The organism is Blautia sp. AM47-4 (assembly GCF_003479865.1).
Lineage (GTDB): Bacteria > Bacillota > Clostridia > Lachnospirales > Lachnospiraceae > Fusicatenibacter > Fusicatenibacter saccharivorans.
Genome location: NZ_QUHY01000003.1, coordinates 216,964 through 231,340, shown reverse-complemented (window position 1 = coordinate 231,340; position 14,377 = coordinate 216,964). Strand labels below are relative to the sequence as shown.

Annotated in this window: 11 protein-coding genes and 1 pseudogene; 9 read left to right on the top strand and 3 right to left on the bottom strand. The window is 43.5% G+C overall.

Going from position 1 to position 14,377, the window contains the following annotated elements; genetic code table 11:
- Positions 1-396 precede the first annotated feature (396 nt).
- The 6 genes and pseudogenes from DW965_RS03620 (at position 397) to trhA (ending at position 6,176) form a co-directional block, all read left to right on the top strand.
- Positions 397-1,401, top strand: a complete 1,005-nt coding sequence (locus DW965_RS03620) for a D-alanyl-D-alanine carboxypeptidase family protein (RefSeq protein ID WP_158582797.1) — start codon at positions 397-399, stop codon at positions 1,399-1,401.
- A 320-nt stretch (positions 1,402-1,721) separates the two neighbouring features.
- Complete coding sequence (locus DW965_RS03615; protein ID WP_117762165.1) at positions 1,722-2,675, top strand: peptidoglycan DD-metalloendopeptidase family protein; 954 nt, start codon at positions 1,722-1,724, stop codon at positions 2,673-2,675.
- A 342-nt stretch (positions 2,676-3,017) separates the two neighbouring features.
- Positions 3,018-3,952: pseudogene (manA, locus tag DW965_RS03610) on the top strand (mannose-6-phosphate isomerase, class I).
- Between the two features lie 17 nt (positions 3,953-3,969).
- Complete coding sequence (locus DW965_RS03605; RefSeq protein WP_022461220.1) at positions 3,970-4,845, top strand: ROK family protein; 876 nt, start codon at positions 3,970-3,972, stop codon at positions 4,843-4,845.
- 172 nt (positions 4,846-5,017) lie between these two features.
- Positions 5,018-5,275, top strand: coding sequence for a GIY-YIG nuclease family protein (locus DW965_RS03600; RefSeq protein WP_055220299.1), 258 nt, complete (start codon positions 5,018-5,020; stop codon positions 5,273-5,275).
- 226 nt (positions 5,276-5,501) lie between these two features.
- Positions 5,502-6,176, top strand: a complete 675-nt coding sequence (trhA, locus tag DW965_RS03595) for a PAQR family membrane homeostasis protein TrhA (protein WP_117804510.1) — start codon at positions 5,502-5,504, stop codon at positions 6,174-6,176.
- Between the two features lie 120 nt (positions 6,177-6,296).
- On the opposite strand, the gene DW965_RS03590 is transcribed toward trhA, so the two are convergent.
- Together DW965_RS03590 and DW965_RS03585 are read right to left on the bottom strand one after the other, a co-directional pair.
- Positions 6,297-7,874, bottom strand: coding sequence for a response regulator (locus DW965_RS03590; RefSeq protein WP_117801777.1), 1,578 nt, complete (start codon positions 7,872-7,874; stop codon positions 6,297-6,299).
- 18 nt (positions 7,875-7,892) lie between these two features.
- Positions 7,893-9,602, bottom strand: a complete 1,710-nt coding sequence (locus tag DW965_RS03585; protein ID WP_158582795.1) for a sensor histidine kinase — start codon at positions 9,600-9,602, stop codon at positions 7,893-7,895.
- 317 nt (positions 9,603-9,919) lie between these two features.
- Between DW965_RS03585 and DW965_RS03580 the strand changes: the two genes are divergently transcribed.
- The 3 genes from DW965_RS03580 to DW965_RS03570 are packed head-to-tail and all read left to right on the top strand — an operon-like array spanning position 9,920 to position 13,259.
- The gene (locus DW965_RS03580) at positions 9,920-11,422 is read left to right on the top strand and encodes an ABC transporter substrate-binding protein (RefSeq protein WP_117804508.1); all 1,503 of its coding nucleotides are present in this window, start codon (positions 9,920-9,922) and stop codon (positions 11,420-11,422) included.
- Between the two features lie 14 nt (positions 11,423-11,436).
- A complete protein-coding gene (locus DW965_RS03575) occupies positions 11,437-12,354 on the top strand; it encodes an ABC transporter permease (protein ID WP_117804563.1) in 918 nt (305 codons plus the stop codon).
- Between the two features lie 20 nt (positions 12,355-12,374).
- Complete coding sequence (locus DW965_RS03570; protein ID WP_117762170.1) at positions 12,375-13,259, top strand: carbohydrate ABC transporter permease; 885 nt, start codon at positions 12,375-12,377, stop codon at positions 13,257-13,259.
- Positions 13,260-13,342: 83 nt separating this feature from the next.
- Here the strand turns inward: DW965_RS03570 and DW965_RS03565 are convergent, their stop codons facing one another.
- Positions 13,343-14,254, bottom strand: coding sequence for a 30S ribosomal protein S1 (locus DW965_RS03565; protein ID WP_117804507.1), 912 nt, complete (start codon positions 14,252-14,254; stop codon positions 13,343-13,345).
- Positions 14,255-14,377: the final 123 nt, after the last annotated feature.

Genomic DNA, 14,377 nt, shown 5'->3' with positions numbered 1-14,377 from the left:
CGTGTCAAAAATTGACGCGGTTTTTTATTTGACAGGATAGACACAATGTGCTAAGATCTGAATGTGTCATTTTTGTGTCATGGGCTTTCGCAAAAATGGCGTATTTGCGTGCATCTTAGGCGGTAAGGAAACTTGACTTTTAATCAAGTTGTCCGGGGTTCGAATCCCCGATGCTTCACTATGTGGAACCCTTTCGAGGGTTCTTTTTTTGTTCTGCATATCCAAAATTGGTCCGGTGGACCAATTTTGATTATGTTTATCTTAAGGTTACGGCGAAAATCTTGCAAAAGAGCAGGAAATGTACTATGCTTTGAAAGAATAAAAAAGAACGGAGGAATCTGTTTATGGCACAAAAAAAAGAAAAACAAAAGACGAAGACGCCAGTTTCAGCAGAAAGTGATTTTAAGTGTTCTGCTTGTTATCATTATCGGATTGATTGGCGTGCTTGGATATCAGATGCAGAAGAACGAGAAAAAACAGACGGATGGAAACGCAAGTGCATCCTCTTCGGTTTCGTCATCCTCTCTTGTTGGGGACAGTTCAGAGCCGATATCGGATTCCAGCCCGGAGGAGGAGATTACACCGACGCCTGAGCCGGTACAGCAGATTTCGTCAGATGGTCTGAACAGTCAGCATGCCCTGCTGGTGCGGGAAAGCGATCTGGCTGAGATGATGAATCTGGGCGGAGATGAGAGAATTTATCCGGCGTCGATGACAAAGATTATGACAGCGCTGCTTACCATTGAAAATCTTCCGGATCTGAACGAGACGATTACGGTTCCGGAGGACATCTTCGAGGAACTGACGGCACAGGATGCGTCGGTAGCGGGATTTAATCCGTACGAACAGCCGACGGTTCGTGATCTTCTCTATGGTGTGCTGCTTCCATCCGGCGCAGATGCCTGTGAGACATTGGCGAGAGCAGTCGGCGGATCGGAAGAAGGTTTTGTGGCCATGATGAACCAGAAAGCAGAAGAACTGGGACTTACCAATACGCATTTTGAGAACTGCACGGGACTACATAACGACAACCATTATTCTACCTGCCGTGATATTGCGGTGCTGATGAGTGAGTGTCTGAAGAGTGATACGTTTCGCGAGATCGTGACGAGGGAGGTTTACACAACGGAGGCTACCGCATCACACCCGGAGGGAATTACGCTGTATGACACGATGCTCCACCGGTTTACCAGCTATGAGATGAGTACGACACTGGAGAACGGGGCAGTCATTGAAGGCGGAAAGACCGGATTTACCGATGAGGCGGGTCAGTGCCTGGTCAGCTTTGCAGAATATGGAGGCGAAGAGTACATACTTGTTACGGCAGAGGCCATGACGGATTCGGGATCTGCGGTGGACAGCATCGCGGATGCGAGTACGGTGTATGGAAGATTACAGTAAATACAGGTGAAAGCGAGAGCTGGAAACGGGAGAAAATTCCCGGTTCCGGCTCTTTTTTTTACGTGAAGCAAGTCGAGAAAATAAGGTGTGGATAACATTGGGGATGTTTTGCACGGAATGCGCAGAAAAGAATTATGTTTTCCACAAAAGAAAGAAGCGCAGGGGAAAAATTGTGGATAACGGAAAGGAAAAATCCGGTTTTTGTGTATAGATCGCGCCGGATGGGAAATACTGCTTACTGTAGAAAAGCAGGAGGAGAGCGAGAAATCGAAAAACGCCTCTGAAATGCTTAAAAAGATATCAGCAGAGGTGGTAAGAACATGAAAAGAGACAAGTTGAGAATCGGCGTGATCACAGCGGCACTGGCAATGATGATTGCAGGCGGAGTGCTGACCTGGCAGCAGGATGCGAGAAACGGTAAGGCAGATCAGGCGAAACAGGGAGAGACGGCACAGCTTACAGAGGACGAAAGCACCGGAACTACAGAACAGCAGACGGAGGAGACGGCGGGAGATGCAGACGGAACGCGTGCCGTACAGGATCAGGCAGATGATGTGGAAAACAGTCTGGAACAGGTGCCGGAAATGGAAGCGGCGTGTGAAGAAGAGGCGGCGGGAAATCCAGAAGCAGATGCAGAGACGGCTCAGAATACACCGGAAGAATCAGATGGGAATACAGAAAGACAGGACGCGCAGGCGGTAAACGGAACAGCGGCGGATCAGAACGGAGAAACAGGATCAGGAGAAACAGCGGCGAATGAAGAAACGAGTGCAGCATCCGGAACTGTGGATTCTGCAGAAAATCAGGAAACGGCAGTTGAGACAGCAGGGGCTGCACAGGATCTGATGTTCAGCGAAGCGACAATCATGGAACTGCCGGTTACTGGAACAGTTCTGATTCCGTATAACATGGAAAATACCGTTTATTTCCCGACACTGGATCTTTACCAGTGCAATCCAGGCGTTGTTTTCTCGGCGGCAGAAGGAACTCCGGTTCTGGCGGCAGCGGACGGAGAAGTTGTGAGTGTGGAAAATGATGCAAGAACCGGCCTCACCGTCACCATGAATCTTGGAAATGGATACGAAGCCATCTACGGACAGCTCACAGACGTTTCCCTCGAGGCAGGCCAGAAAGTTCAGAAAGCAGCACGGATCGGAGCAGTTGCAGCACCGACGAAATATTATGTAAAAGAGGGAAGCAATCTTTTCTTTGAGATGAAAAAAGACGGAAAAGCCATTGATCCTATGGTATATCTCCCGGCAATTTCGGAATAAAAAAGAGGACCTGCACGAAATGGGATGCGGGAAAGTATTATAAAGTGTAGGATTCGCAATCGAATCTTTTTTACAGGTTTTGAATACAAAAAAGGCGGCGCAGACCGCGGATGGTAAAATACCGTTTTTCGATTGCTTTTTATAAAAAAGGCTGGCTGAAAACAGTCAGCTTTACATATAACAAACAGGATTGTTTTGATATAGAAAAAGGGTGGAATAAAAGGAAAGTAACCGGTTACAGAAAATGTGAAAGTTTGTCATTTTAGGGGTTTCGTTTTTGAATGTTATCGGTTAAAATAGATGTAGTGGACAGATCCTGAAAACAAGGAGGATTAGAAAAATATGGAGCTTTTATTTATGGACCGGTGTTCAAAGAAGCAATCTGGGGTGGAACAAAGTTAAGAGACGTATTTGATTACGAAATTCCGAGCGATACAACCGGCGAGTGCTGGGCGATCAGCGGACATGCCAACGGAATGAGCCATGTGGCAGGCGGAAGATTTGATGGAAAAACATTAGGTGAGCTCTGGAAAGAGGAGCCGGAAATTTTCGGAAATTACCCGGGAAGCCAGGTTCCGCTGCTGATCAAGATCATTGATGCAAAAAATGATCTGAGCATCCAGGTTCATCCAGATGATGCTTATGCAGGAGAGCATGAGAATGGATCTCTTGGAAAGACCGAGTGCTGGTACGTGCTGGACTGCGAACCGGGTACAGAAATTGTTATCGGACACAATGCAAAAGACAAGGCAGAAGTGGAGAAAATGATCCGCAATCATGAGTGGAGCGATTTCATCCGCAAAGTGCCGGTACATAAGGGAGATTTCTTCCAGATCAATCCGGGATGCGTACATGCCATCAAAGGCGGCACACTGATTCTGGAGACACAGCAGAGCAGCGATATCACCTATCGTGTATACGATTATGACAGACTGCAGAACGGCAAACCGAGACAACTTCATGTAGAGCAGAGTATCGATGTTATCGAGGCTCCGTTTAAAACGGCAGATATCGATACCTTTACAGAGGAAATCCCGGGCGCGGTACATACCCATTTTGTAACATGCAAGTTCTACTCTGTAGATAAATACGACATCGACGGTGTATTCACCTTAGATGCGAAAAAATATTATACTAATGTAAGCGTTATTGCCGGAGAGGGTACTGTAAACGGTATTACGGTGAAAAAAGGTACACACTTTATTATTCCGGCTAATTTTAACGGATGCAGATTTGAAGGAAAACTTTCCGTGATCTGCTCAAATCCAGAGGCGTAAGAGAGGAGAAAAACACAATGAGACTTGGAGCATTAGAAGCAGGCGGAACAAAGATGGTCTGCGCAATTGGAAACGCAAATGGAGAAATTTATGAGAGAATTTCTATCCCGACCGAGACACCGGAAATTACCGTTCCGAAAATGATTGAGTATTTCAAAGAGAAGGACATTCAGGCACTGGGAATCGGTTGCTTTGGACCGATCGACCTGAACAGAAAATCCGAAACATATGGTTACATTACCACAACTCCCAAATTAGCATGGAAGAACTACAACATCGTAGGCGCTTTCGCAGATGCACTGGACATCCCGGTTGGATTTGATACCGATGTAAACGGTTCTGCACTGGGTGAGGCTACCTGGGGAATCACAAAAGGTCTGGACAACAGCATTTACATCACCATCGGAACGGGCGTTGGAATGGGAATTATTTCCAATGGCAAGCTGTTGCACGGCATGCTTCATCCGGAAGGCGGACACGTTCTGCTGACCAGACATCCGAAAGATACTTACGGCGGAAAATGCCCGTATCACAGCAACTGCCTGGAAGGCCTTGCTGCAGGTCCTGCCATTGAAGCACGCTGGGGCAAAAAAGGTATTGAGCTGGCAGACAAAAAAGAGGTATGGGAGCTTGAGGCTTACTATATCGGACAGGCACTTGTAGACTGCATCATGCTGCTCTCCCCGCAGAGAATCGTTTTGGGCGGAGGCGTTATGCATCAGGAGCATATGATGCCGCTCGTAAGAGAAGAAGTAAAGAAACAGCTGAACGGATATCTTGTAACAAAAGAACTTGAGGATCTCGACAGCTACATTGTACTTCCAAGTCTGAACGACAACCAGGGTATCATGGGCGCATTGAAACTGGCGGTAGATGAGCTGGCAATGCAGTAAAAATAAAAATGAGAAAACCGTTCGGAGAAATCCGGACGGTTTTTTGCTTACAGGAAACTTCGTTGAATTTTCCTGCGAAGCAGGACTCTTTCTTATTTTTTTGATTGCGCCTAAAAGAACCGAGTGTTAAAGTTACATAGAATACAGATGAACAGAAGGAACGGAATTTGAAATGGAACAGGGGAATTTTACATATATTCTGGAATGCAGCGATGGATCTTTTTATACAGGCTGGACCAATAATTTGGAACGCAGAGTAAAGGCACACAATGCTGGAAAAGGAGCGAAATATACAAAGAGCCGCAAACCGGTAAAACTGGTGTATTTTGAAACCTTTTTAACAAAACAGGAGGCTATGCGGAGAGAATGGGAAATTAAGCAGCTTTCGCGGGTAGAAAAATGGAAGCTGATTCAAGCGAAGAAGCAATAAAAATACAAAAACAGACGGCTCAAACAGGCACAACGGTATGCGTAAGCGAGCAGTCTGTTTTTTTGTGTCAAAGCAGGTCGAACATTTTCAAAAGAAAATAGATATTTTGACTTGAAAAATAATTTTATCCTGCTATAATAAAAGAAACAATGATAAGTAGTAATGAAAACTACATAAAGTAGTAATTGAAATACGCAGCGTTTCTGACAGGAAAGGAGTGAGTAGAATGAAGTATATCAGAAAAAATGGAATCAAGGATCCTGGCAGTGCGATTACACATGGGATTGCGCTGATCCTGGCGGTGGTGGGAACGCTGCCATTGCTTTTGAAGGCGGCGCGGGAGCCGGATCATCTGCATGTGGTTGCGATGGCGGTGTTTATGCTGAGTATGATTTTGCTGTATCTGGCGAGCACCGTGTATCACACGTTTGATGTAAATGGGAAGGTAAACCGTCGACTGAAGAAGTTTGATCATATGATGATTTCCGTGCTGATTGCGGGAAGTTATACGCCGATCTGTCTGATTGCGCTGCATGGACGGACGGGAATTGTACTTTGTGCATTGGTGTGGGCAGCTGCAATTGGCGGAATTCTTGTCAAGGCATTCTGGATCAATTGTCCGAAGTGGTTTTCCTCAGTGTTGTATATCGCAATGGGATGGCTGTGTGTACTGGCATTTCATCCGCTGTTTCTGGCTCTTTCACGGCCGGCATTTGGATGGTTGCTGGCGGGCGGCATCATTTATACGGTCGGCGGGGTGATTTACTCCTTAAAAATGCCGATGTTTAATGCGAAGCATAAAAAGTTCGGAACACATGAAATTTTCCATCTGTTTGTGATGGGTGGCAGCTTCTGTCATTTTATTGTGATGTATTATTTTGTGGCGGCGATGCCGGTATAAAAACTTGTTTGAAGATAAAACAGTAATGCAAAAATAAAATACTGCGGAACGTATTTTCGTTATACCCGGGTATTAACATTTATTTGGGAAAACTTTACGCTCCGCAGTACTATTTTTGCATTATTTTTTCTTTTGACGGTATTCACTCGGAGAAATTCCGTAGACTTTTTTGAATACCTGTGTAAAATAAGAAAAATTCGTGTAGCCGATATTCGTTGCAATTACACTGACCGGGAGATTGGTTCCCTCAAGCAGGGAAATCGCAATTTTCAGTTTTTCCTGCACGATATAGTCAGAAAGTGAAATTCCTTTTACCTTTTTGAAAAGCCGGGAGAGGTATTCCGGGTTCATGTATACCTGATGTGCGATTTCGGTGCGGGTAACATTCTGGTGAATATTTTTCTGAATAAAATTTACCACCTGGTCGATCTGTGAAACACCTGGTTCTGCGCTAATTTGAAGGCTTTTTAGATAATCAACGGAAAAATCAAGCAGTTTATGCATCTCTTCTATGGAATGACAGGAGTTGTTCAGGGCGTGAATATCGTATTCTTTTTCAAAAACACCGTGTGCATCGATGTGGTGATGGTTCAGAATCTGATAGAAGATCTGAAGAAAATCCTGTAAAAAGAGACTGAGCATTTTCTGGTTTACATGGCCGGATTCTTTTTGGCGGAGCAGATAATCATGCATGTCTGCACGGACGGCATCGTAATAACCAGAGGAGAGCATGAAATTCCAGTGGACAAAATCCGGAGGGGTGTAGGGAACCTGGGAAATGCTGGATTTCTGATAAAAAATACCGCTATAGTTTGCCACATTTTCACTGCGCTGTTCCAAAAGCTGCTGTATTTTATCTGGTAGCAGAAGAAAATTTGCAGAATGAGCACAGTAGCATGCTATTTTAAAGTGGAGATACTGTGAAGCGGCTTCCACAAAAGTATGCAAATAAATTTGCACCTGATCTTTTGTAAAATTATCGGTTTCGTATAAAATAAGGGCAAAAACCTGTTCGTGGACATGGCAGAAAAGCAGTTTTTTAGTGAACGGCTTAAACAGCTCGGAAACGACATTCTGCAGGATAGAGCGGAGGAGAGAAAGGTCACGAACTGGATGTGGCGTGTCCTGTTCGAGAATATCAATCAAAGTCAGAACACAGGAACGGCCGGGATCGAGTTTTATGGAGATCGTGTCCAGAAAACTCAGAATATTCTGCGGTTCTGCAGGCTGTTTCTGCAAAAATTCATTTAAAAGCACATCAAGAAGATCCATTTCGCGTTTGCTGAAATAGTTTCCATATTCACTGTAAAATTTTTCCTTTCTTTCCTTTTGAATTTGCAGGACTGCTTTCTGAATGGAAACCTCAATTGCACTGTAGGGAGCGGGCTGAATCAGATAATCGAATCCGCCGAGTTGCAGTGCTTTTTGTGCATAGGAAAAATCTTCATGTGAGGTGAGAAAAATACATTTGATTTCTGGAAAATGCTCCGCAACCCATTCATAAAGTTCAAGACCGCTGCCGAGCGGCATTTCGATATCGCAGAGCATGATATCCACGGAATTGTTTGAAAGAATTTCACGCGCACGGATAATGTCGTTAGCACAGAAAACCTGTCGGATGGAAAGCGCATCCCAGTTGATGCCGGAATGAATACCGGCGACAACATCGGGTTGGTCATCAATAATCAATACATTCATTCGGGATTCCTCCTCTTTCTAGGATAATGAAAACAAATTTTCGTTTGAGAGTAAGCTACTTTTAGTTTCTGAACTGGTATTTGGTTCTTCCTGGATGGGCAGGATAATTTCTGTCATGGCGCCGGAGGAATTGTTCATACAGATCAGTCCGGCCTGGTCACCGTAAAGTAAGGTAAGTCGTTGACGGAGATTGTGTATACCGATGTGCTGTCCGGTTACTGCATCTTCTGTATGTTGCAGAAAGGACTGCAGAAATTCGTCCGGAAATCCGGTTCCGTTATCCTGAATACTGATATTTAAATAATTTCCTTCTTCAGTCTCTGTCAGCTGTACGGAAATGTGTACATTGAGCGGCTGGCTGGAGATTCGCCCATGCTTAAAAGAATTTTCGACGAATGTCTGAATGCAGAGCATGGGAACCGGAAACTTTGAAACAGCGGGATCGGCAGAAATGGTCAGCTCAGAAGAATCTCTTGTGTTTAGCTTCTGAAGTTTATAATAATTCTGTACCTGATTCAGTTCCGTCTGCAGTGGCACAAGACTGCTGTTGTCGCGGAAGGTATAGCGGATATACTGGGAAACATATAAAATCATTTGCTGTGCATCGTTTCCTTTATTCTGTTGAATCATACCGTAAAGAGTTTTCAGGCAGTTCAGATAAAAATGAGGCTTCAACTGAATTTGAAAATATTGCAGCTGAGATTTTTGAATGGTCAGCTTATTTTCATAAGTGCGGATTTTCAGATTGTGAATTTCATCCATCATTCGGTTAAAAGTGGAATTAAAGACGGAAAATTCACGGATAAACTGTGTTTCCTGCAGTTTTGAGTTCAATTTACCGTTTCGAATATTCTCCATGGTAGCGATTGCATCTCTTAATGGAGAAAAGTAAATTTTGATGGCCAAAAAACACATGAACGGAATCAAAAGCAGTGCCAGCACAGAGGCAATGATGGCAAACATCTGTGTCGCATTTAAATAAAACTGGCTTCCCTGGTAAGGGGAAAGGTAAAGCATGGTAATATCAGCATATTTTAAGCGATCCTGTACAACAAAAAAGTTTTCTTTTTGTCCTTTTTTGACGTGGTTATTGTCTTCAGGCGAAAAGGTCAGTTTATTTTCTGTAATGGTTTTAGAAGGATTTAATACGGTTCCGTCGTTGGAAAGATAGATGAGTGAACTAGTTTTATGCGTCTGTGTGGCGAGGCGAGATGGAGCCATGACCAGATCAAAATCTACGAGAGAAACACTGTAGGCATTGGAAAAACCGATAAGGCGAACCAAAAAGTATTTATCACCGACTTTATCGTAAAACCAGGATTTGGGAGTTGATTCAAAATCAAGGGATTTTACGTAATTCTGCATTGTTATTAATTCTTTATAGGAATAGCAGTCCTGATAGGCACAGCGGCAGACATCATTGGGAGCAGAATAAATATAGACAGCACCGAGACATTCTGTCAGAGCAAGCTGTTCCCGTGCTTTATTCACAATGGAGAGTGTATTTAAATGAACATCGAGCGGATCAAGTTTATATTTTAGTTTCTGATAATTCCAGTTCGTAGCCCAGTTCTGTGCCATTGAGGTTTCTATCTGGGAAAGATCTGCTTCTAACTGTTCCTGATAGAGAAACAGAGCATTTCGATTTGCAGAAGCGATTTCGCGGTTCAGCAGGCGAAGCGAGTAGAAATCAAAAAATATCGTCAGAAATGTAAGCGGAATAAGCATGATAAGGCTTATAAGGGTGAAAAAAATTTTTGATGAGATGTAAAAATTTTTACGAGATAACATAAGAACCTCCCAAAATATAACAATATAAGAAAAATCGTGTGAGCGTTCCAACTGTTGGAACATGCCATTTATTCTAATATAGATGTCGTGTGTTTTCAAGAAATAAGTATACAGATTCGTTAAAATAACGAAAGTTACAGTGGTATGTCACAATATATAAAGAGAAAGTCACAGATTTTATAGAGAAAGAGATACTTCTTTGATAGGATATAGCTATTCGTAAAACAAAGAAAAGAACAAAGGAGAGAAATGTAATGAATAAGAAAAAAGCAATGGCATTTTTACTTGTTTCTGTTATGGCGGGAAGTATGCTGGCAGGTTGCGGAAGCGATGCAAGCTCTGCACAGGGTTCATCTTCTAAGAGCGCAGAAAGTAGCAATAATGACAGCTATACAGTAAAAATTCTGGCACCTGGTGATGCAAGTACAGATGACTGCGCAAAAATTTCTGAAGCAGCGAGCAAAATCACAGAGGAAAAATTTAATACAAAAATTGAAGTAACAAGAGTTGGCTTTGGAAGCTATGATCAGCAGGTAAACCTGACATTGGCATCTTCTGAAAAATTGGATCTGATGTATGAGTACTGTGGAAATGTAACATCTGCAATCAGCAGCGGACAGATCCTTCCGATTACGGATTATCTGAACAGCTATGGCAGCGATATGAAATCTGAAATCAGTGAATCCGACTGGAAATGTGTAACCTTTAACGGCAATATTTATGGTGTTCCGTCCAATAAAGAGAAAGCAACGGGATGGGGATTTGCTATGAATAAAGAGATGGCAGATGCAACCGGAATTGACTATAGTTCTATTAAAACAGAAGAGGAGTTGGAGCCGCTCCTTGAAAAAGTAAAAGAAATGTATCCAGATGTATATCCCATTGTTTCTCATGTGGGTTCCATGAGCCTTATGACAAACCCAGATGACCTTGGTGGAGATATCGGATCTTTAGAGAGTGTATCTTCTGACAGCACAGAAGTTATTAATTACTACGCAACAGATAAATATATGAACGAAATGAAACTTCGCTATGACTGGGCGCAGAAAGGTCTGATCATGCCGGATGCTTCCACTTCTACTGAAATGGCAAATAGTCTGATTGGTTCTGGTAAAGGTTTTGGACGTTTTACAAATACAAAACCAGGTATCGAGCAGGAGATCGAAAAAGAGTCCGGAAAAGAAATCGTTGTTTTGAATCTGGTAGAACCATATACTACCACAACACGTGTTGACATTGTATGGTATGTTCCGCATAACAGTGATAAACCGGAAAGAGCTGTACAGGTATTAAACGAGATCTACACAAACCCGGATCTGGCAAATATTCTTATCAATGGTCTGGAAGGAACTCATTATGAGTTTACAGACAAAGACAACGGTGTCATCAACTACCCAGACGGTGTAACAGCAAGTAACACAGGTTATACCAGTCTTCCATGGGCTTGGCCGAATGAGGCAATTTCCTATGTATGGGAAGGAAATGATCCGGATATCTGGGATCAGACCCAGGAGTTCAACAACAATGCGGTTGTTTCTCCGGCCAAAGGTTTTGCATGGGACAACACAAATGTACAGAACGAAGTAACTGCATGCGCAAACGTAACTGCCAAATATGGTCCTGCACTGCAGTGCGGTTCCTTGGATCCAGAAACTACCATTCCGAAATTCCTGGATGAGTTGAAAGCAGCAGGAGCAGATACCATCATCGCTGAGAAACAGAGACAGTTAGATGATTGGCTGGAAGCCAACAAATAATGGAGGCTGGGAAGATGAAAAGAAATTGGGGTAAAATCCGCAGATTTATTCCCATGTATCTGATGCTGCTTCCGGGGCTTGTATACTTATTTATCAATAACTATATGCCTATGGCTGGAATTATCATTGCATTCAAGAAATATAATTACAGTCTGGGAATCCTGAAAAGCCCGTTTACAGGTCTTAAAAACTTTGAGTTTTTGTTTAAGACAAAAGATGCTTGGACAATTACAAGAAACACACTGGGATACAACGTAATCTTTATCGTAGTCGGAACCGTACTTGCAATTGCAGTGGCAATTCTGCTGAATGAAATCCGTTCCACGATGGGAAAGAAAATATACCAGACGTTAATTCTGGTACCGTTCCTGATTTCTATCGTCGTTGTCAGCTACCTGGTATATGGATTCCTCAGCACAGATGCCGGATTCATTAATAACAGTATTCTGAAACCAATGGGAAAACAGGGCATCGGATGGTATTCTGATCCGAAGTACTGGCCATTCATTTTGATCTTTGTCAATGTATGGAAAAACCTGGGATATAACTGCATTATCTATTATGCAACGGTAGTAGGATTGGATGCCAGTCTTTACGAGTCTGCATCTATCGACGGTGCGAACCGCTGGCAGAGAATTCTGCATATCACACTGCCGGGACTGAAAACAACCATTATCACACTGACCCTGATGAGCGTAGGACGTATTTTCTATTCCGATTTCGGACTGTTCTATCAGGTACCAATGAACAGCGGACCGCTGATCGACGTGACAAACACCATCGATACTTACGTATATCGTGGATTGATGGAGCTGAACAACATCGGTATGGCATCTGCAGCAGGTCTTTATCAGTCACTGGTAGGATTTGCACTGGTACTGATTGCAAACCTGATTGTTCGAAGACTGGACGAAAACAGTGCATTATTCTAAGCGAAGGGAGAGTATGAAAAATGGTTGAAAGAAATAAAAGCTTTCAGATTGCAGCTAATGTGATTATGATCTTACTGTCCGCTATGTGTATCGTCCCGTTTATTCTGCTGATTATGTCATCAATCACCAAAGAGAACATTCTATTAAAATATGGATATTCTTTCTGGCCGCGTGAAATCAGTTTTGATGCATACAAAACACTGCTGGTAGATTCAGGCAGTATTGTAAGAGGTTATATCATTTCCGCACTGGTAACGGTAGTCGGAACCGTGGCAAACCTGACTCTGACAACACTGTTTGCCTATCCACTGTCAAGAAAAGAGCTTCCGGGAAAAGCATTTTTCTCCTTTGTGATTTTCTTTACGATGTTGTTCAACGGTGGCTTGGTACCGTCCTATATGATGTGGACTGGAATCTTTCATATTAAAAATACCATCTGGGCACTGATTGTTCCAAATCTTCTGATGGGAGCTTTCTATGTCATCATGATGAGAACGTATTTCACCACCAATATTCCTGATGCGGTCATCGAGGCTGCAAGAATTGACGGAGCAGGTGAGTGGAGAATTCTGGCAAAAATTGTTCTTCCGATGTCTACGCCGATTATTGCTACACTGGCACTTCTGGTCGGCCTCGGATACTGGAATGACTGGTTGAATGGTCTGTACTATATCAACAACGATAAACTGTACAGTATTCAGGTTCTGCTGAATAAGATGCTTCTGGATGTGCAGTATCTGATGAGCGGTGCTTCAGGAGGAGCATTGACACAAAGCATTACACTTCCGGCAACTGGTATCAAAATGGCCGTTGCAGTTATGGGAGCACTTCCAATTCTGGTTGTGTATCCATTCTTCCAGAAATACTTTGTGAAAGGTATTGTGATTGGAGCTGTAAAGGGCTAATAGAATTCTTATAATAGAAAGCAGACTTTCCAGATACACGCAGGAATGCGTGAGAATGGAAAGTCTGTTTTTTTGATGCAACTTTAGTTCAGCTTAATATTTTTAAACAGCGATCCCAGTGTCGTTGTCACTTCCTCTGTCTCCGGGAGTTCGATGGTTTCTTCCTGAATTTCTTCGGCGGCAACGTCGTCGAGTGCCTTCATGGAGAGACTGAGTTTGCCATCTTTGATGGCGATGACTTTTACTTTGACTTTATCGCCGACTGCCAGAACTGCGGACGGATGTTTGATGCGTTTGGCGCAGATCTGGGAGATGTGGACGAGGCCGGAGAGGCCGTTTCCGAGGTTGATGAATGCGCCGTATGGCTGCAGGCTTTCCACGGTTCCTTCGGTAACAAGGCCGACTTCTACGTTGGAAATTTTCTCTTTGCGGTCCTCATCTGCTTTTTCACGGAGAAGCTCGCGGGCGGAGAGGATCAGGCGGTCTTTTTCTTTGTCGAGGTCAAAAACCTGTACCTGAATGTCTTTGTTTAAGTATTCATTCAGATCTTCCACGTAGTTCAGGGAGAGTTTGGAAGCCGGGATGAAGCCGCGGATTCCTTCGACGTAAGCGATAACACCGGCGTTTACGATTCCTTTGACTTTTACATCCAGTACGGTTTTCTCTTCTTTGTACTGTGCGAGTTTTTCCCATGCGAGGATATCGTTTGCCTCTGCGCGGGAGAGAAGAATGTTGCCGTGGCCGTCGTCTTTGCGGATCACGGTTGCGGTGATTTCGTCACCGACCTGAACAGCGTCTTTTAAGGAGAAGCCAGGCTCGTTGCTGAAGTCCTCGGCGCGGATGACGCCCTCTGCGTAGTATTTCAGATCGAGAATCACCTCTTTTTCATCTACGGAGATGACGGTTCCGGTGAGCATGTCGCCTTCCTCAATTTTTTTGAAGGAAGCTTCCAGCTCTGCGGAGAAGTCATCCATGGTTAATTTTTCTTCTGACATAATGAAACACCCCTTTTTCGTAAGAATAACAGGAAAACGAGAGGAAAATTGTGGATTTATGAAAAAATCGGGTTCAATTTTGCACGTTTTTCTATCTGCGTTTATCTTAACATAAAAGATTTT